Annotated in this window: 17 protein-coding genes; 2 read left to right on the top strand and 15 right to left on the bottom strand. The window is 71.3% G+C overall.

Translation table 11 applies throughout. The annotated features are described in order from the left end of the window. From ACIRQY_RS31400 to ACIRQY_RS31345, 12 genes are all read right to left on the bottom strand, one after another. Positions 1-1718, bottom strand: a 1718-nt coding sequence (locus ACIRQY_RS31400) for a homocysteine S-methyltransferase family protein (protein ID WP_403931286.1), incomplete at its 3' end; no start/stop codon positions are given. Positions 1719-1780: 62 nt separating this feature from the next. After that, complete coding sequence (locus tag ACIRQY_RS31395; protein WP_403931274.1) at positions 1781-2764, bottom strand: carbohydrate kinase family protein; 984 nt, start codon at positions 2762-2764, stop codon at positions 1781-1783. A 3-nt stretch (positions 2765-2767) separates the two neighbouring features. Further along, a complete protein-coding gene (metK, locus tag ACIRQY_RS31390) occupies positions 2768-3976 on the bottom strand; it encodes a methionine adenosyltransferase (RefSeq protein WP_351794424.1) in 1209 nt (402 codons plus the stop codon). Continuing rightward, positions 3973-4224 (bottom strand): acyl carrier protein, encoded by a 252-nt coding sequence (locus ACIRQY_RS31385; protein WP_351794422.1) that lies wholly within the window; start codon positions 4222-4224, stop codon positions 3973-3975. Before ACIRQY_RS31385 ends, metK begins: the two co-directional genes overlap by 4 nt. Before the next feature lie 12 nt (positions 4225-4236). After that, positions 4237-4629, bottom strand: coding sequence for a holo-ACP synthase (acpS, locus tag ACIRQY_RS31380; RefSeq protein WP_366445471.1), 393 nt, complete (start codon positions 4627-4629; stop codon positions 4237-4239). Between the two features lie 58 nt (positions 4630-4687). Beyond that, entirely contained in the window at positions 4688-5629 is a 942-nt protein-coding gene (locus ACIRQY_RS31375; protein ID WP_351794416.1) for a hypothetical protein, read from the bottom strand. Positions 5630-5668: 39 nt separating this feature from the next. Then, positions 5669-6562 (bottom strand): diiron oxygenase, encoded by an 894-nt coding sequence (locus ACIRQY_RS31370; RefSeq protein ID WP_403931271.1) that lies wholly within the window; start codon positions 6560-6562, stop codon positions 5669-5671. Between the two features lie 22 nt (positions 6563-6584). Continuing rightward, on the bottom strand, positions 6585-7628 hold the full coding sequence (locus ACIRQY_RS31365) for a class I SAM-dependent methyltransferase (RefSeq protein ID WP_351794410.1): 1044 nt from the start codon (positions 7626-7628) through the stop codon (positions 6585-6587). Beyond that, positions 7625-8467, bottom strand: coding sequence for an SAM-dependent methyltransferase (locus ACIRQY_RS31360; RefSeq protein ID WP_351794407.1), 843 nt, complete (start codon positions 8465-8467; stop codon positions 7625-7627). Before ACIRQY_RS31360 ends, ACIRQY_RS31365 begins: the two co-directional genes overlap by 4 nt. A 129-nt stretch (positions 8468-8596) precedes the next feature. Continuing rightward, a complete protein-coding gene (locus ACIRQY_RS31355) occupies positions 8597-9136 on the bottom strand; it encodes a MaoC family dehydratase (RefSeq protein ID WP_351794405.1) in 540 nt (179 codons plus the stop codon). Positions 9137-9257: 121 nt separating this feature from the next. Further along, the gene (locus ACIRQY_RS31350; protein WP_403931269.1) at positions 9258-10427 is read right to left on the bottom strand and encodes a trans-sulfuration enzyme family protein; all 1170 of its coding nucleotides are present in this window, start codon (positions 10425-10427) and stop codon (positions 9258-9260) included. A gap of 181 nt (positions 10428-10608) precedes the next feature. Beyond that, the gene (locus tag ACIRQY_RS31345) at positions 10609-12042 is read right to left on the bottom strand and encodes an MFS transporter (protein WP_403931267.1); all 1434 of its coding nucleotides are present in this window, start codon (positions 12040-12042) and stop codon (positions 10609-10611) included. Positions 12043-12977: 935 nt separating this feature from the next. Here ACIRQY_RS31345 and ACIRQY_RS31340 point away from each other — a divergent pair. Beyond that, a complete protein-coding gene (locus ACIRQY_RS31340) occupies positions 12978-13658 on the top strand; it encodes a hypothetical protein (protein ID WP_403931265.1) in 681 nt (226 codons plus the stop codon). 45 nt (positions 13659-13703) lie between these two features. On the opposite strand, the gene ACIRQY_RS31335 is transcribed toward ACIRQY_RS31340, so the two are convergent. The 3 genes from ACIRQY_RS31335 to ACIRQY_RS31325 all read right to left on the bottom strand — a co-directional run bounded on the left by ACIRQY_RS31335 (position 13704) and on the right by ACIRQY_RS31325 (position 16512). Further along, positions 13704-14741: a hypothetical protein gene (locus ACIRQY_RS31335; protein WP_403931263.1), complete on the bottom strand. Its 1038-nt coding sequence runs from the start codon at positions 14739-14741 to the stop codon at positions 13704-13706. 336 nt (positions 14742-15077) lie between these two features. Beyond that, a complete protein-coding gene (locus ACIRQY_RS31330; RefSeq protein ID WP_403931261.1) occupies positions 15078-15686 on the bottom strand; it encodes an HD family hydrolase in 609 nt (202 codons plus the stop codon). Beyond that, positions 15673-16512, bottom strand: a complete 840-nt coding sequence (locus ACIRQY_RS31325) for an XRE family transcriptional regulator (protein ID WP_403931260.1) — start codon at positions 16510-16512, stop codon at positions 15673-15675. Before ACIRQY_RS31325 ends, ACIRQY_RS31330 begins: the two co-directional genes overlap by 14 nt. Before the next feature lie 493 nt (positions 16513-17005). On the opposite strand from ACIRQY_RS31325, the gene tgmA reads away from it, so the two are divergent. After that, positions 17006-17548 carry a putative ATP-grasp-modified RiPP gene (gene tgmA, locus ACIRQY_RS31320; RefSeq protein ID WP_403931258.1) on the top strand — a complete coding sequence of 181 codons (543 nt, stop codon included), beginning with the start codon at positions 17006-17008 and terminating at the stop codon, positions 17546-17548. The last annotated feature ends 1 nt before the right edge of the window (position 17549 follow it).

The following is a 17549-nucleotide window of genomic DNA, read 5'->3' as shown; positions in this document are numbered from 1 at the left end:
GTGACCTGCTCCTCGTCGAACCGGGCGATCGGCAGGATCTTCGAGGCGTGCACGATCGCCGAGTCCAGACCCGCCTTCACGCACTCGTCCAGGAAGACCGAGTTCAGCAGGATGCGGGCCGCCGGGTTCAGACCGAACGAGATGTTCGACAGACCCAGCGTCGTCTGCACGTCCGGGTGGCGCCGCTTCAGCTCGCGGATCGACTCGATCGTGGCGATGCCGTCCTTGCGGGACTCCTCCTGACCCGTGCAGATCGTGAACGTCAGGGTGTCGATGAGGATGTCGGACTCACGGACACCCCAGTTGCCCGTCAGGTCGTCGATCAGCCGCTCGGCGATGGCGACCTTGTGCTCGACGCTGCGGGCCTGGCCCTCCTCGTCGATCGTCAGCGCGATCAGCGCGGCGCCGTGCTCCCGCGCCAGCTGGGTCACCTGCGCGAACCGCGACTCGGGGCCGTCGCCGTCCTCGTAGTTCACCGAGTTGATGACCGCCCGGCCACCCAGCTTCTCCAGACCCGCCCGCAGCACCCCGATCTCCGTGGAGTCCAGGACGATCGGCAGCGTCGACGCCGTCGCGAACCGGCCGGCCAGCTCCGCCATGTCGGCCACGCCGTCGCGGCCCACGTAGTCCACGCACAGGTCCAGCATGTGCGCGCCCTCGTGGATCTGGTCCCGCGCCATCTCGACACAGTCGTCCCAGCGCCCGTCGAGCATCGCCTCGCGGAACTTCTTCGAACCGTTGGCGTTGGTCCGCTCACCGATCGCCATGTACGCCGTGTCCTGCCGGAACGGCACATGGCTGTACAGCGACGAGGCACCCGGCTCCGACACCGGCCGCCGGTCCAGGACCGCCGCGCCCCGCACCCGGTCCACGATCTCCCGCAGGTGCTCCGGGGTCGTCCCGCAGCAGCCGCCGACCAGCGCCGGACCGTACTCGCGGACGAACGCCTCCTGCGCGTCCGCCAGTTCGGCGGGCGACAGCGGATAGTGCGCGCCGTCGGAGGTGAGCACCGGCAGGCCCGCGTTCGGCATGACGGAGATCGGGATGCGGGCGTGCCGGGACAGGTGCCGCAGGTGCTCGGTCATCTCCGCCGGGCCGGTGGCGCAGTTCAGCCCGATCATGTCGATGCCCAGCGGCTCCAGCGCCGTCAGCGCGGCCCCGATCTCCGAGCCGAGGAGCATCGTGCCGGTGGTCTCCACCGTGACCTGCACGATGACCGGCAGGTCCACGCCCGCCCGGTCCAGGGCCCGGCGGGCGCCGATGACGGCCGCCTTCGTCTGGAGCAGGTCCTGCGAGGTCTCGATGAGCAGGGCGTCCGAGCCGCCCCGGATCAGGCCCTCCGCGTTCTGCTGGAAGGCGTCCCGCAGCGGCTCGTACGTGACGTGCCCGAGCGTCGGCAGCTTCGTGCCGGGGCCCATCGAGCCGAGGACCCAGCGGGGCCGCCCGTCGACGGCCGTGTGCGCGTCGGCCGTGGTGCGGGCGATCCGGGCGCCCGCCTCGGACAGCTCGTACACCTGGTGCTCGATGCCGTACTCGGCGAGCGCGGCCAGGTTCGCCCCGAAGGTGTTGGTCTCGACGCAGTCCACGCCCACCGAGAAGTAGGCGTCGTGGACGGAGGCCACGATGTCCGGGCGGGTCAGGTTGAGGATCTCGTTGCAGCCCTCCAGGTCCCGGAAGTCCTCCATCGTCGGGTCGGCTTCCTGGAGCATCGTGCCCATCGCCCCGTCGGCGACCACGACCCTGGTGGCGAACTCCTCCCGCAGCGAGCGTCGCGCGGTACTCACGTCAGCCCCCTGAGATGTGTGACGAGAGTGGCCGTGCAGCCGGTCCCGTACGTCGTCCTGATCCGGTCGAGCAGCGGCTCGCGGTGCAGCCGGTACTCCTGCGTCCCCACGTAGTCGAGGACGGTCGCGGCCACCGCGCAGCCCAGCTGCGCCGCGCACCGCTCCGGCACGCCCCACAGCGTCCCGGCGAGGAACCCGGCGCGGAACGCGTCCCCGACCCCGGTCGGATCGACGACGCCGGCGACCTCCACCGCGGGCACCGCCAGCGGCTCCCGGCCGACGCCCCGGACGCGGACGCCCGCCTCGCCGTGGGTGGTCACCCAGGTGCCGACCCGGCGCAGCACCTCGTCCTCGGTCCAGCCCGACTTGTCCAGGAGGAGCGCCGTCTCGTACTCGTTGGTGAACAGGAACCGGGCCCCGTCCACCAGCTCCCGCACCTGCTCGCCGTCGAGCCTCGCCAGTTGCTGCGAGGGGTCGGCGGCGAAGGGGATCCCCAGGTCACGGCAGGTGCGGGTGTGCCGCAGCATGGCCTCGGGGTCGTCCGGTGAGACCAGGACCAGCTCCAGGCGGCCGGTGCGCGCCACGACCTCCCGCAGGTCGATCTCGCGTGCCTCGGCCATCGCCCCCGCGTAGAAGGTGGCGATCTGGTTCTGCGCCCGGTCGGTCGTACAGACGAACCGGGCGGTGTGGAGCGACTCGCTGACGCGCACCGAGTCGGTGTCCACACCGTGGTCCTTCAGCCATACCCGGTAGGGCTCGAAGTCGGCTCCGACCGCGCCCACGAGGGTGGGGCGCAGACCGAGCACGCCGAGTCCGAAGGAGATGTTCGCTGCCACTCCACCGCGCCTGACCTCCAGGTTGTCGGCGAGGAACGACAGGGAGACCCGGTCGAGCCGGTCGGCGAGCAGCTGCTCGCTGAACCAGCCGGGGAAGGTCATCAGATGGTCGGTCGCGATGGATCCCGTGACAGCGATGCGCATGGACTACGCCTCCGTCGCCTTCTTGAGGGCCTCCACGCGGTCCGTGCGCTCCCAGGTGAACTCGGGGAGCTCGCGGCCGAAGTGGCCGTACGCCGAGGTCTTCGCGTAGATGGGCCGCTTGAGGTCGAGGTCGCGGATGATGGCGGCCGGGCGCAGGTCGAAGACCTCGCTGACGGCTTCCTGGATCCGCTCGTCGGGCAGGGTGCCGGTGCCGAAGGTCTCGACGAAGAGACCGACGGGCTCGGCCTTGCCGATCGCGTACGCCACCTGCACCTCGCAGCGGCGGGCGAGTCCGGCGGCGACGACGTTCTTGGCGACCCAGCGCATGGCGTACGCGGCGGAGCGGTCGACCTTCGAGGGGTCCTTGCCGGAGAAGGCGCCGCCGCCGTGCCGGGCCATGCCGCCATAGGTGTCGATGATGATCTTGCGGCCGGTGAGTCCGGCGTCGCCCATCGGGCCGCCGACCTCGAAGCGTCCGGTCGGGTTGACCAGGAGGCGGTAGCCGTCGGACTCCAGGCTGACGCCCTCCTCCACCAGCTCCTTCAGGACGTGCTCGACGACGTACTCGCGCACGTCCGGGGCGAGCAGGCCCTCGACGGAGATGTCGGCGGCGTGCTGCGAGGAGACGACGACGGTGTCCAGGCGCACCGGGCGGTCGCCGTCGTACTCGATGGTGACCTGGGTCTTGCCGTCGGGCCGCAGGTAGGGCACGGTCCCGTTCTTGCGGACCTCGGTGAGGCGGCGGGCGAGCCGGTGGGCGAGCGCGATCGGCAGCGGCATCAGTTCGGCCGTGTCGTCGCAGGCGTAGCCGAACATCAGGCCCTGGTCGCCGGCGCCCTGCGCGGCCAGTTCGTCGCCGGTGCCCTCGACGCGGGACTCGTAGGCGGTGTCGACGCCCTGTGCGATGTCCGGGGACTGCGCGCCGATGGACACCGACACGCCGCAGGAGGCGCCGTCGAAGCCCTTCGCGGAGGAGTCGTAGCCGATGTCGAGGACGGCCTCGCGGACCAGCTTCGCTATCGGCGCGTACGCGGTGGTGGTGACCTCGCCCGCGATGTGCACGAGACCCGTGGTGATGAGGGTCTCGACGGCGACGCGGGAGCCCGGGTCCTCGGAGAGGAGGGCGTCGAGGATGGTGTCGCTGATCCGGTCGGCGATCTTGTCGGGGTGTCCCTCGGTCACGGACTCCGAGGTGAACAGGCGGCGGCTCATGCCTGGACCTCCACCGGGGCCTTGAAGAAGTGCTGGGCGATGGCGCCGAGGGTGCGGATGGACTCGACCTCCAGGGTCTCCATCTGGATGGCGGTGCCGCTCTCCTGCTCCAGCAGGAAGACGAACTCGACGAAGGACAGGGAGTCGATGAGCCGGTTCTCGATCAGGTCCAGGTCGGGCGCGATGTCGTCGCGCTCGGGGTGACGCTCCAGGATCCAGTTCTTCACCGTCTGCAGGCCGTCGGCCATGGTTGCTCTCCTTTAGCTGCTGCTGCTGGACACGTAAGGGGTGGGGGCGATGATCGGAGCGGCCACCGCCACCGCGTAGTCCACGTCGTGGCTGATGGACACGGTGATCTCGGTGATGCCGGACTCGGCGGCCATCTCGGCCGCCGAGGCGTGCAGTTCCACGAGCGGCCAGCCGCCCTCGGAACGCCGCACGACGATTTCCGGCCAGGGCAGGAACCTGCCCCTGACCCGTAAGGTCTTGAAGGCCGCTTCCTTGGCCGCGATCCGCCCGCACAGGCTCAGTACGTCGAGCCCGGAGGAGGTGCGGCAGTCGGCGAGCTCGCCGGGGGTGAGCATCCGCTCGAAGAACTGCTCGCCGTACTGGGCGAGGAGCCTGCGGACACGGTTGACGGACACGATGTCCATGCCGAGGTTCGCCCACCCCAGGCCGCCCGCCGGCGGGGCGGCGGGACGGGCCGGCACGTCAGATCACCGGCCCGGCCGCGCCACTCGCACCGGCCCGCAGGCGGGCGTTCGCGTCGAGGACCGCCCTGCGGGCGGCCTCCCAGCTGCCGTGGCGCCGGGTGAGTGCGGACAGCCAGCGCTCCAGGCCGAAGGCGACACAGCTGGTGAAGGCCGGTCCGCCGGTCGACGCCAGGGTGATGTCGCAGCGGTCCCCGAAGAAGTTCCGGTGCGTGTTGACCGAGGCGATGGCCAGGTCCTCGTACAGGAACTCGTACTTCACCGGGGTGAGCCGCTGCAGGAGCGCCTTCGAGCTGCCCTTGTCGAAGAAGGGGTCGCAGGCGGCCTCCTTGCGCAGCGGCAGGTCGAGCGCCGCGGCGAAGGCCTGTATGCGGGTGGTGAAGTCCGCGAGGTGGGATTCGGCGTGGTCGCGCGCGCCGATGGCGACGATCTCCCGCATGCGGAAGCCGAGCTGGCGCCGCATCCCCTCGTAGTGGGTCTCCTTGCGGAAGCACCAGGAACAGACCGTGACGAGGGTGTCGTCGGCGACCCGGGTGCCCTGGTGGTCGAGGTAGACGGCGTAGCAGGACGCCGAGGGCAGTCCCAGCGAGGCCGGCTGGAGCGCCGCGCTGGGGAAGTGCCCGGTGTCGGCGGAGAAGGGTTCGGCGGCCCGCCGGTCCAGGTCGAGCGGGGTGGCGACGACGGCCTGGTGCGGGAAGTTGTCGTAGTAGTCGAGTCGGGCCAGGTCGGCGGCCGGGAGCAGCGGGGGCATGGTCATCGGGCGGGCGCCCGCGGTCACCCCCCAGCTCTCGAAGGTGTCGTCGAGGAGCCGCAGCAGGCGGGTCCCCTCCGGGCCGAGCGAGGGCAGGCCGCGGCTGGTGCCGGGCCGCTCACCCCTCGTCTCGGCCTTGGTCTCCCCGCCGGTCACGGGGGCCCCGACGGGTGCGGGGGTCGTCACGGTCATGATCTCTTCACCTCTCGGGTGGGAGGTCTCGCGGTTGCCTCAGACGACGGGCAGCGTGTCGTCGGAGAAGATCCCGGTCTTCAGGAAGAAGGCGAGCGGCTTGCGGATCGCCTTGCGCTCGTGCGGGCGGCGGTTCTGGTCGGCGACCAGCGCGTTGCGCAGGGCCAGCGGGTCGGAGATCCCGGCGTCGCGGTAGACGTGCGGGTTGTAGAGGGAGTTGATGCTGTAGACGACGTACCGCTTGAGGTACGCCTCCACCTCGCGGACCCGCTCGGCGCCGACGGACTGACACATCCGGCCGTACAGGAGGGAGACCAGCTCGCGCCCGAAGGCGATGTGCCGGGACTCGTCCTGGTGGTGGATGCGGTTGACCTCGCGGATGGTGTGGCAGAGCGAGGTGTCCTTCGCCATGCGGGAGTTGTAGTGGTCGACCAGCTCCTCGAAGAAGAGGATGCGGGTGAAGACCAGGAAGTTCTCGACCTCGGGCTCCCAGGCGGCGTCGGCGCGCATCCCGGTGGAGCCGTAGATCTTGTTGCCGTAGCGGCGGCAGAACTCGGAGAAGAACCACATGTGTTCGTTCTCCTCACCGATGAAGTGGTGGAAGAAGTCCGAGGGGACCTCGAAGCCCGGCATGTGGATGCGGCCGACGACCTCGATGAGGAGTTCGCGGATGCCGTGCACGTTGAGGCTGTAGAAGTTGATGGACTCCCACTTCGACAGGCGCTGAAGCGTTTCCTCACCGAGGGTGTCGTAGTGCTCGGTGCCGTAGACGGTGAGCAGCTCCGGCGTCATCCAGAAACGGTTCTCCTCCAGCGTCTCGGGCCACTGGAAGGTCTGGTACGGGTTGTAGTAGTCCTCCACGGAGCGCTCGCTGAGCCGCTCCAGGACCTCCATGAACCGGTCGGTGACCGGCAGGGGGGCGGTGACGCCCATGACATCGCTCCTCGGGATCGGGTTACGGCCGGACTTCGTAGACCGCGTTGACGGGGGTCTCCGTCGCGCGGCGCCAGCGGGTGAAGCCGGCCTCCTCCGCGATGCCCCGGAACGCCTTCTCCCCGGAGTGGTTGCCGAGCGCGTGCGGGCCGCGCTGGGCGACCGCGACGGGCAGGCACATGACGGCGGACAGGGCCATGAACATGCGGGCGGCGGGGGTCTGGACGTCCACGTCCTGCGGGGACACGTTCGACTCGACGAGCATCCAGGTGCCGTCCGCGTCCAGCGACTTGTGGACGTGCTGGGCGGCGGCGACCGGGTCGCCCATGTCGTGCAGGGCGTTGAAGAAGCACACCAGGTCGTAGCCGGAGCCGGGGTAGTCGTCGGCGGAGGCCACCTCGAAGACGACCCGGTCGGAGAGCCCGGCCTCCTCGGCGAGCTCCCGCGCGATGGCGATGGCCTCCTCCGAGTAGTCGAAGCCGTGGACGGTGGCGTTCGGGAAGGCCCGTGCGATGAGGAGGGTGGTGTGGCCGACGCCGCAGCCGACGTCGACGACCGTGCCGCCCGCGTCGAGCTTGCCGGTGACCTCGTGCAGGGCGGGCAGCCACTCGGAGACGAGCTTGTGCTCGTACGTCGGCTGGAAGAAGGAGCCCATGCCGGTGTCGAGGGCCGCGTCGTGCTCGGCCCAGCCGACGCCCTCGCCGGTGCGGTACGCGTCGACGAGCAGGTCCTCGGTGGCGTACAGCGCCTTGAGGGCGGTGAAGAACCCGGCGGCGTAGGTGACGGCCTTCGGGTCGGCGAGGACCTCGACGTGGTCGGCGGGCAGGGTGTACGTGAGGGAGCTGGGGTGCCGTTCGACGTATCCGGCGGACAGCTGCGCGTGCAGCCACTCCTCGATGTACCGCCCGTCCGTGCCGGTGACCTCGGCGAGCCGGGCCGCGGTGAGCGGGCCCTGCTCGGCGAGCGCGCGGTAGAGCCCGAGGCGCTGGCCGAGGGAGACCGTCAGGCCGCGCACGGCGGCACCGGCGTCGCTGATGACTCTCTGGTGGAAGTCGTGGGCGCTCATGCGGCCTTCTCCTCCTCGTACGTGGGGAGATCGCAGGTGAACAGGAAGGAGCGGGGCACGCGGGGGACGGTGCGGGCCGGGACCGGGTAGGGCCAGCGGCCGAAGTCGGCGCCGTCCTCACCGGGCTGCCGGACCTCCCGCACGGCCCAGCCGCAGTCGTCGAGCAGCGCCTCGGGCTCCTCGGTGCCGAAGAGCCACGGGTTGCCGTCCTCCTCCAGCGCGTTCATGAAGGAGCGGGCCAGCGGATTGTCCAGGGCGGCCTTGGAGATGACGTCGCCGAGCAGCACGGAGCCGGGTGCGGCGTGCGCGGAGAGCGTGGAGATGAGGGTCCGTACGGCCTGCTCCGGCAGGAAGAACAGCAGTCCCTCGACCACCCACAGGACGGGCTCCTCGCTCTTCCAGCCCGCCTCCTTGAGGGGGCCGGTCCAGTCCTGGGTCAGGTCGACCGGGACGGTGATCCGGGTGCGCCCGGCGGGCTGCGGCTCGTCCTTGAGCATGTCCGCCTTGGCCTCCAGGAGGGCGGGGCGGTCGAGCTCGTAGACGGTGACGCCGTCGGGCCAGGGCAGCCGGAAGAAGCGGGTGTCCATGCCGGCGGCGAGGAACACCACCTGGCGGATGCCGCGCTCCCGCACGGTCCGGACGACGGCCCGGTCGAGGTAGGTGGTGCGGATGGCGAGGAACGGCACGGTGCCGCCGCCGGCGTAGCGATCGAGCAGTTCGAAGCCGATCCGGTCGGCGACGGTGCGCGCGTAGGGATCGGCGAACAGCCGGTCCTCGCGCTCGGTCTCCAGGGCGCGCGCGGCGGCGGTCCACTGGGCGGTGCGGGATACGGCCTCCACAGGAGGTCTCCCTTCACTTGGGCGGGTGTACGGGGAGGTGCGGAGCCACGCCGGGGCACGGAGGTGCCCCGACGTGGTGCGGAACGGATAACGGACGGCCGTGTTCAGGGGCCTGCCGGACGGGGTCCGTCAGGCACTCATGACCGGGACACAGGTCTTGGCCGGTCGCACGCAGCCGACGGGGTCCTGGGCCGAGGGCATCGACGACAGATGGTCGGCGTCGGACTCGGCGGGGCGCCGGCGGAAGATGCTGTGCAGGATCATGCTGAACACGGCCGTCCCGTCGGAGGCCACCAGGGTGCACCTCGGCTTGACGGTGCCGGTGGCGGGATTGAACGGCGACGGAGTGATGCCGAGGATCTCGACGCGCGCGGTGAGGGTGTCACCCGGGCGGACGGGCCGCAGGTAGCGGACCTCGTCGATGCCGGGCGAGCCCATACAGGCGCTGTAGGCGAGCATGCCGTCGACGTAGCGGCGCATGAACATCGCCTGGGTGTGGAACCCGCTGGCGATCAGACCGCGGAACTGCGAGTCCGCGGCGCGCTCGGGGTCCGTGTGGAAGGGCTGCGGGTCGAAGCGCCTGCCGAACTCCAGCACCTCCTCCGCCGTGACGGTGACGGTGCCCAGCTCGTGGACGTCGCCGGGCCGGAAGTCCTCGAAGTAGCGCATCTCGCGCCCCCCTTGACCTAGGAGTGGTATTTCCCTGGCACACCCCAATATACGAATCGACCATTTATTTTGTCAACCCAAAAGAAGGACCCCGAGGCGCGGAAACCCGCACGAAGATCCCCTATCGGAAGGCCTGTTCGATATCCGCCCACAGGTCCTCGACGTCCTCGATGCCCACCGACATCCGGACGAGTCCGGGGCCGATTCCGGCCGCCGCGAGGGAGGCCGCGTCCAGCTCCCGGTGCGAGGTGGACGCCGGGTGCGTCACGAGGGTCTCCACCCCGCCGAGGGAGAGCGCCAGCTTGGCCAGCCGTACGCGCTCGATGAACGCCCGGCCCGCCTCCCGGCCCCCCGCCAGCTCGAACGACAGCAGCCCGCCGCCGCCGGACAGCAGCTTCCCGGCCCGCTCGTACGAGGGGTGGCCGGGCAGCCCCGGATAGTGCACGGCCGTGACCCCCGGGCGCCCTTCGAGGCGCTCCGCGAGGACCGCCGCCCCGGCGCAGTGCGCCCGCATCCGCAGCGGCAGGGTGGGTATCCCGCGCAGGGTCAGCCAGGCCGCGAACGGGTCGGCGCAGGCGCCGAGTTCGACCGTCCGGGGCCACACCGCGCGGCGCAGCGCGTCGTCGGCGAAGACGGCGGCGCCGCCGAGCACGTCGGAATGGCCGGAGAGGTACTTGGTCGTGGAGTGCACGACGATGTCGGCGCCGTGCTCCAGGGGCCTGCACAGCACCGGCGAGGCCAGCGAGTTGTCGACGACGCTCGTCACCCCGAGCGCGCGGGCCGCCGTGAGCAGCCCCGGCAGGTCGGGCACCCGGCCCGTGGGGTTGGCGATCGTCTCCAGGACGAGCAGCCGGGTCGCGGGGTGCACGGCGGCGGCCTCCAGCTCGGCCGGGTCGTCGCCGGATATCCGCACGGTCTCGATCCCGTACCGCTCGGCGAGGTCGCCGAGGACGGCGTGCGTCCCGCCGTACAGGGTGTGCTGGGCGACCACCCGGTCGCCGGGCCGCAGCAGCGCGAGCAGCACCCCGCTGATCGCCCCCATCCCGGAGGCGAAGGCGAGGGCCCCGGCGCCGCCCTCCAGTCCGGCGAGGGTCTTCTCCAGGGACCGCACGGTCGGATTGCCCCGGCGGCCGTAGACGTACGGGCCGTCCGGGCCGGCCATGGCCCCGGCCAGCTCGTCGGCCGACTCGAAGGCGAAGGCGGAGGACTGCACCAGCGGCACGGAGAGCGGCCGACTGCCCTCCGGGAACGGCTCGTTGACGACGTGGACGGCCCGGGTGTTCAACTCCATGACGTGCTCCTTCTCGCGGTGGACCAGATACGGGGTGGGGGTATGCGGGAGGCTTTACGGGCGGGGGCGGGAGCGCCGGATGCCGGGTGCGGCGCGGGTACGGGAAAGGGGCCGCCCGACGTCCTGGGGTGGACGTCGGGCGACCCCTGTGGGCGGCACGCGGTCACGCGCGCCCGGTGTGTCAAGCGGAGACCTTCTCGCCCTCGGGAGCGGGGGCGGGAGCACCGGCGGCGGCCTTGTCGCTCTTCATCACGAGGAGGGTGATCACACCACCGACGGCGGCGATGATCGCGGCTCCGATGAAGGCGGACGAGAACCCGTCGGTGAGGGCGGGCAGGTCACCGAGCTTGTCGGCGCCCTGGGACATGGCGACGGCGGTCAGCGCGGCGAGACCGAGGGCGGAGCCCACGTTGTAGGTGGTGTTGACGATGCCGGAGGCGAGACCGGCCTGCTCCTGCGGGGCGCCGGACATCGCGGCGATCATCGCCGGGATGTAGGCGAGGGACATGCCGAGCGCGGCGACCAGCGAGGCGGGCAGGACGTCGATCAGGAAGGTGCCCGTGGGCGGGACGGCCGCGAGCCAGATCAGACCGGCGGCGAGGACCAGCAGACCGATGCCGATGAGCGGCTTGGCCCCGAACTTGCCCATGAGCCGGGCGGTGATGGCCGTCATGAAGATCATGAGGAGCACGGTCATCGGGAGCAGGGCGGCGCCGGACGCGAAGGCGCCGTAGCCCAGGACCTGCTGGAGGTAGAGGTTGAGGAAGTACCACATGGGGATCCAGGCGGCACCGAGCAGCGTCATCGCCAGGTTGGCGGAGCCGAGGCGCGGGACGCGCCAGACGCTGAGCGGCATGAGCGGCTCGCGGATGCTCTTCTGGATGAGGAAGAAGACGATCAGGAGGGCGGCGGCACCGATGAGCTGCAGGACGGTGCCGGTGGAACCCCAGCCGACCTCGGGGGCGCGGACGACGGCGAAGACGGCCAGGGCGAGACCGGCGGTGACGGCGACGGCGCCGAGGACGTCGACGGAGCCGCGGCGGGACGCGACGCTCGGGAGGAGCTTGGTGGCGGCGAGGGTCGCGAGACCGATCGGGATGTAGATGATGAAGACCCACTGCCAGGCGGCCCACTCGGTGAAGACACCGCCGAGGAAGACACCCGCGGTGCCACCGGCGGGAGCGGCGGCGCCGTAGAGCGCCATCGCCTTGCCGAGCTCCTTCGGGTCGTGCATGAAGAGCATCATCAGCAGGGTCATCGCGGCGGGCGCGATGAGGGCACCGCCGACGCCCTGGACGGCGCGGCCCGCGATCTCGACCCAGGCGGTCTGGGCGGCGGCGGCGAGGATCGAGCCCACGATCATGATCGCCCAGCCGGTGACGAAGATCTTGCGGGCTCCGATGAGGTCGGAGAGGCGTCCGCCGAGGAGCAGGAGGCCGCCGAAGACGATCACGTACGCGTTGAAGACCCACTGGAGCTCGCCCTGCGAGAAGCCCAGGTCCTTCTGCATCTCGGGGAGCGCGACCCCGATGATCGACGTGTCCATGATGACCATGAACTGTGCGGCGGCGAGCACGACAAGTGCCCACCAGCGCCGGGGATTGACGGTTGACATTGCCCTGACCCTTCACTCGCGACGACCCCCGGACACCGCCGGGGTATACCCCTAGGGGGTACCTTCGCGGAGCACCGTAGCATACCCATGGGGGGTATGTAAGAGTGAGGTGAGGAGGCGTCAGAAGGCCTACGGGAGACGGTGACCGGACCGCGCCGAAGGCGCGACGGCGCCCCGGGGAACCACCCGCTCCGCCCGCCCCGACGACCGCCGGAACCCCCGCGAGGAACACGCGCCTCAGGCCTCCCGGCGGGCCCCTTGGGCGGGGGCACGGGGACGGACGGGGCTCGGGTGGGGCCGCCTCGGCGGGGACGGGACCGGTCGGGGTGCGGCCCTCGGCGGGCACGGGCCCGGGTGGAGAGCGCCCCCGACGAGGACGGCACCCGGGGCGGGGGCGGCGGCCCGGCGGGAGGCGCCCCCGGCGGGGACGGGCCCCGGGCGGGGACGAGCCCCGGGCGGGAACACCTACGCCCCACGCCTCCGGGCAGGCGCAGCGCCCTTGGCGGGTACGGAGCCCGGCGTGGGCGGGGCTCGGCCGGAAAGCGCCCCCGGCAGGGACCCGCGCCCGGGCGGGGACACCCTCGCCCCACACTTCCCCGTGGACACGGCGCCCCGGCGTGGGCGGGGCCCGGCGGGAAAGCGCCCCCGGCAGAGATCGCACCTGGGCGGGGACACCCTCGCCCCACACCCCCGGCGGGCACGGCGGGTACGGGGCCCGGCCGGAAAGCGCCCCCGGCAGGGACCTCACCTGGGTGGAGACGCCCTCGCCCCATACGCCCGGCGGGCATGGCGGCACGGCGGGGGCGGGGCCCGGCGGACACGGCGCACGAGCGGGGGAACACCGGCCCCGCACGCTCCGGCGGGCCCGGCGACCCGGCACCGCCCCGGCGGGGACAGCGCGCGAGCGGGGGCGGCCCGGCGGGCACAATGCCCCCATGACCGCAGACCAGGACCCCGCGCTCCTCCGGCGCTGGAACGCCACCCTGCTCGCCGCCCGCGCGGGGCGCGAGGGCCCCGACCCCGCCCCCTACGGGCTCGACCTCCTCGCCCGCTGGGCCGAGCCGCAGCGCCGCTACCACACGGTCGAGCACCTCCGCGCGGTCCTCGACCGGGTGGACGAACTCGCCGACCAGGGCGGCGAGGGAGGGGAGTTGGAGCTGGTGCGGCTCGCCGCCTGGTTCCACGACGTGGTCTACCGCCCCGACCGCTCGGAGAACGAGGAGCGCTCGGCGGCGCTCGCCGAACGGGCCCTCGCCGAGGCGGGGCTCACCCCGCGCGAGGTGGCGGAGGTCGCCCGCCTGGTCCGCCTGACGACCACCCACGACCCGGCCGAGGGCGACCTGAACGGCGAGACCCTGTGCGACGCGGACCTCGCGGTCCTCGCGGGTGACCCGGACGCGTACGGGGGGTACGCGGCGGCGATCCGCGAGGAGTACGCCTTCGTCCCCCCGGACGCCTACCGGGAGGGCCGCACGGCCGTCCTCCGCCAACTCCTGTCCCTCCCGCGCCTCTTCCGCACCCCGTACGGGGCGGCGGTGTGGGAGGCGCGGGCACGGGAGAACCTGGCGCGGGAGATCGCGGAACTCTCCGGGGGTGCGGCGGGGACGAACGGCTGAGATCCATCGCCCGGCGGGCCGCCGGGAGAGGTGGACCACCGCCCGTCAGGCGACGCTCCGGCCGTCGGCGCCACCGTGTGCGGCGCCCTCGGCGCCCCCGCCGGCGTCTCTTCGGCATGCGGCGCAGACGGCCTCGGGATCGTGGCTCCGGAAGGCCCGTTCGCAGCCGTCGCAGGTGATCAGAGGCAGGAGCGCGGGGGATTCCCCGGGCCCCGGCACCTCCGGCAGCGGCGGTGGGAGGAAGACCCGGAGGCGGTACGCGAGGAACGCGGCGGGGTGGTGGACGGGCACGGAGGCGGGCGGCAGTCCGGCGGTGAGGGCCTGGGCGACCTGGGTGCCGGACAGCGCGCGATCCAGCCACACGTCCACCAGGGGCGCGAGGCGGTCGACGTCCCGGGCGGACAGCAGCAGCCGGGGATCGACGGCCCGCAGCCCGGCGAGCACCCCGAGCGCGGGGACGGACGCCTTGACGGGGGCGGGTGACACACCGGAGCCGGGCTCCGGCTCACCCCCGGACGGGAAGCGCGGCGCGAGCCGGGGCACGGACCGGGGCACGGGCCCGAGGACCGGTTCGCGAGCGGCCCCGAGGACCGGTTCTGGACCAGGAACGGACACCGACTCGGGTACGGGGGCTGGTTCGGGTACGGGGGCTGGTTCGGGTACGGGGGCTGGTTCGGGCTCCGGTTCGGGCTCGGGCGCACCCTTGACCTGGCGCTTCGCCCCTCGCCGGGGCTCGGGACGCGCCTCGTGGAGGAAGTGCTCGCCGTCGGGGCCGAAGGTCACCGTGCCGCAGCCGGGCTTGCTGTACGAGATGATCCTCGTGGCGAACCGACCGCCCCCGAGCGGCACCCGCCTGCGCTCCAAGTACCCGGACGCGACAAGCTCGTTGAGGGCCCGCCGGATGGTGATCTCACCTTCGCGGAACCGCCGGGAGAGCGCCTTGACGCTGACGTCGTCACCGGCCCTGAGCGACTGGATGTAGACGCCGAGCCCGATGGCGGCGGCGGAGAGGTCGGGGTGCTGGGCGAGGTGGTTGCCCACCACGGTGAAGCGTTCCTCGTGTCCGTTCGACAGATGAATCACTCCTGAGCATGGCCTCGCGGCGGTGATCCCGGAGAGAAGGGAAGCGAGGGGAGGGGTCGCGTTAAACTGCGTACAAGCCATTGGGAAGGTTCTGCTTCCTGATCGGTCAGGCCCTCGTCGGGATGCCAGTCCCGACGGGGGCCGACTTGCATATGCCAGTCGGACGAGCCGACCGTACCCCACTCGTCCGCTGAGCGGACAATCTGTCACCCGTTCGTGTGAGCACGGCAGTTGGGGGAGGGAGGGGTGGGAAGGAAGGGTTCTTTCCCTGGTCTTTTCAAGGGAGTCGTGCCCCACCGGAACGCGCGGGGCCACACCCCGGAGAGCACCGGCCGCTCAGCCCAGGAACGTCTTGCGCCACTGGAGCGGGGACATGCTCAGCGCGGCCCCGGCGAGCACCCGCGCGGAGTCGGTCCTGAGACTGCTCAGGGAGGTGTCGATCCAGTCCTGGACGAGGGTGTTCCCCTGCGCCCGGTACTCCACGGCCTGGACGAGACACTCCAGCTTGTCGGCGTCGCGGGCGACGACCGCCTCCGGCGTCTCCTTGGCCTCGTACTCCTCGACGACCCCCTGCACACCGTCCCGCACGGCGGGGTGCGCGGCGGAGACCTGGTCGGCGGTGACCGTCTGGTTCGTGGCCGCGTCGAGATACCGGCGGCCGATGTGGGGGATGTCCCCGATACGGGTCTCCTGGGTGTCGTGGAACAGACACATCAGCGCGACCCTGGCGGGGTCCACGCCCTCCATCATCGCCAGCACCGCGCCGATGACGCCCACCCGGAACGAATGCTCGGCGATCGACTCGGGCTGGTTGTTCCCGGTGAACCACCACCCGGTGCGCCTGGCGTTCTTCAGCACCCCCATCTCGAAGATGAACCCGGCCGTACCCTCGGCGCTCGCCGTCTCGTCCGTCATGCCGTGACCTCCGGTGTCAGATGCGATCATCCAGAACGTAGTGCACGGCACGAAGCTCACGCCGGGTCCTTCCGGAGGTACCGCTCCCGTCGAGCAACTGGCTGATTCTCTCGGCCAGAACAGTTGCGAGCGCCGGCGACGCCTTGGGTAACCAAGGGTGTTCGTCCAGGAGGGCCCACAGGGTGTGGATGTGCAGGTCGACATAGCCTGGGGCGTCGTTCAGACCTCGCGCCAGCCCGCGTAGAAGCGTGACGGGGTCCCAGTCGGAAAGCCGCTGGTCACGCATGAACCGATCGTCAGGCTGGGGCAGCCGGACACTACCCAGCCAGTACGCCCAGTAGTTCAGGTTCGCCGCTTCCGCGATGTCGTCGTCGGCCAGCGAGCGTTCGATGAAGTCCAGTAAAGTCTGGGGATCTCCCAACCGGGCCAGCGCGGTCGCGGTGGATCGTGCTTCAGCCCAGTGTTCCGACCACCCTTGACGCATGAGTACCCCGCGACGGGCGTGCAGAGTGTGGGCTGTCCATGCGGCGGCCTCAGGTCCACGGTCGTACGAGGCCAGGTAGAGAGCCTGACGGTGCAGCAACGCGCCGCCACGAGGGCTCCGGGCTGCTTCGGCCGTCTCCCTCAAGTGGTCGAAGAACTGCGCCTTGTCCACCGCTCCCAGCAGCGGGGCCTCAGCGACAGGCCCTCGCCTCGGAAGAGGAACGCGATCCCGCAGAACTGGTGGCACCACGCCCGTCAAAGCCCAGGCCAGCATGTGGGCCGTATCCTGTGTGTGCACCCAGGCCGCGAGCGGATGCGATCCGATGTCTCCTTGCGGATCCAGGGCCGCACCGATGATCTGGTCGGCGTCCATGGCCGGATCCAATAAGGCGACGACTGCGGAGTCCGCCCCCAGCGCCCCCAGCCGACGCCTGAGTCGCAGCAGTGTTCCGGCCTTCACATTTGCCAAGGGCCTACGCCCCGTTTCCCACCCTTGGAGTGTGCCCAGGTCCACCTCCAGGACCTCGGCCATGCGTACCTGTGTGTACGGGATGCTCTCCCGGGCCAAGCGGAGCACGAACCCCGCGACGGCCCCATGGGCCGCACGTCCTGCCGCAGGCGGTTTCGCCATCATGAGCAGCCCCCTGAGAGCTCCATGCTCCTGAACACGTACTGCCAGTCAGTCCTGCCGGGCCCGCGCCGACCGTACGTTCAAGAGGCGAGAACGACCAGCGACCCCACAGGTTACGGACGTTGGGAATCCAGCTGACTGCCTCCAGAGAGGAGTTTCCCTCATGGCCGACTCGATCACAGGCACACCGAGCAGAGCACTTCGGGTCACAGCGACGGACGGATGGGAGAGGCCAATGAGTCACGTCGAGGATCAGACCGCGTACTCCACTGGATCCGACGGACACGAGAACCATCTGCTGCTTCACAGGCGAGTCCGCGACACCGCCAGTCATGGCGAAGGCGTGCTCACCGCCGTGACCCAAGAGTTGCGCGATGACGGACGGGTCGTGCGCATCGCGCACATCCGGCCCGAGACCGGCATCGAGTGGACCGTCTCGGCTGACAACATCCAGGCAGCGCATGAGTCCCTCCGTACCAGTCGCAGGCCGCTCACGGTCAGGAAGGGAAACCTCCTGACCACTGCGGAAAAGCCCTGGGGCCTGGAACGGCTGGCCCCCTACGCCCTCACAGTCCCAGTGCCGTACGCCCGGATCGAGATCGACCCCGTCACACAGACGACGTGCTATCTCGGCGCCGACGGGCGGAGCATCGACATGGGTGAGCACGGTACGAACACGGCCACCGCGACCGCGACCGCAACGGGCGCCGACGGCGGGGGAACCCGACCGCCGCAACCCGCCGACACGGACGCCCTCGAAGACCACGCGTCGGACTGAC

Origin of the sequence: Streptomyces sp. NPDC101490, from assembly GCF_044767145.1 — a bacterium.
Taxonomy (GTDB): Bacteria; Actinomycetota; Actinomycetes; order Streptomycetales; family Streptomycetaceae; genus Streptomyces.
This window is presented reverse-complemented; position numbering and strand designations above follow the sequence as displayed.

Bases quoted from the DNA above. Each gene is read 5' to 3' on its own strand.
- ACIRQY_RS31395 (WP_403931274.1), bottom strand. From the start codon at position 2,764: ATGCGCATCGCTGTCACGGGATCCATCGCGACCGACCATCTGATGACC.
- ACIRQY_RS31355 (WP_351794405.1), bottom strand. From the start codon at position 9,136: ATGCGCTACTTCGAGGACTTCCGGCCCGGCGACGTCCACGAGCTGGGC.
- ACIRQY_RS31325 (WP_403931260.1), bottom strand. From the start codon at position 16,512: ATGGACGCCGACCAGATCATCGGTGCGGCCCTGGATCCGCAAGGAGAC.
- metK (WP_351794424.1), bottom strand. From the start codon at position 3,976: ATGAGCCGCCGCCTGTTCACCTCGGAGTCCGTGACCGAGGGACACCCC.
- ACIRQY_RS31340 (WP_403931265.1), top strand. From the start codon at position 12,978: ATGACCGCAGACCAGGACCCCGCGCTCCTCCGGCGCTGGAACGCCACC.
- ACIRQY_RS31330 (WP_403931261.1), bottom strand. From the start codon at position 15,686: ATGATCGCATCTGACACCGGAGGTCACGGCATGACGGACGAGACGGCG.
- ACIRQY_RS31370 (WP_403931271.1), bottom strand. From the start codon at position 6,562: ATGGGCGTCACCGCCCCCCTGCCGGTCACCGACCGGTTCATGGAGGTC.
- acpS (WP_366445471.1), bottom strand. From the start codon at position 4,629: ATGGACATCGTGTCCGTCAACCGTGTCCGCAGGCTCCTCGCCCAGTAC.
- ACIRQY_RS31385 (WP_351794422.1), bottom strand. From the start codon at position 4,224: ATGGCCGACGGCCTGCAGACGGTGAAGAACTGGATCCTGGAGCGTCAC.
- ACIRQY_RS31365 (WP_351794410.1), bottom strand. From the start codon at position 7,628: ATGAGCGCCCACGACTTCCACCAGAGAGTCATCAGCGACGCCGGTGCC.
- tgmA (WP_403931258.1), top strand. From the start codon at position 17,006: ATGAGTCACGTCGAGGATCAGACCGCGTACTCCACTGGATCCGACGGA.
- ACIRQY_RS31375 (WP_351794416.1), bottom strand. From the start codon at position 5,629: ATGACCGTGACGACCCCCGCACCCGTCGGGGCCCCCGTGACCGGCGGG.
- ACIRQY_RS31350 (WP_403931269.1), bottom strand. From the start codon at position 10,427: ATGGAGTTGAACACCCGGGCCGTCCACGTCGTCAACGAGCCGTTCCCG.
- ACIRQY_RS31345 (WP_403931267.1), bottom strand. From the start codon at position 12,042: ATGTCAACCGTCAATCCCCGGCGCTGGTGGGCACTTGTCGTGCTCGCC.